This window comes from Halomonas sp. ND22Bw, assembly GCF_003011945.1.
Taxonomy (GTDB): domain Bacteria; phylum Pseudomonadota; class Gammaproteobacteria; order Pseudomonadales; family Halomonadaceae; genus Halomonas; species Halomonas halophila.
Map to the genome: position 1 here is coordinate 1 of NZ_PXWD01000771.1, position 275 is coordinate 275.

Annotated in this window: 1 protein-coding gene; it reads left to right on the plus strand. The window is 65.1% G+C overall.

What is annotated here, in order from left to right:
* The coding region (locus tag CVH10_RS25990; RefSeq protein ID WP_181244579.1) for a hypothetical protein at positions 1–190 on the plus strand (190 nt) is incomplete at its 5' end.
* Between the last annotated feature and the right edge of the window lie 85 nt (positions 191–275).

Below are 275 nucleotides of genomic sequence, written 5' to 3' on the forward strand. Positions count from 1 at the left end.
GGTTCTGAACTGCCAGGCGGCGGGCATCGCCGCCTCCTGCGCGGCTCCGAACGCGGTCTATCAGTACTCGCAACTGCAAAGCGCCAGCACGGTCGCCGGTTCGCCGTTGGCTGGCGAGGCGCGCCGTCCGAACGCCCAACTTCCGGCCTCGACCTGGCAGATCAAGCTGGGCGCCCGCATCTCCTTCTAAGAAGGATAGGTGCTCTAGAAACAACGAAGGGCGGTCCGTTCGCGGGCCGCCCTTTTTGTTTGTCTCGGGCCTGGCGTTGAAGTCG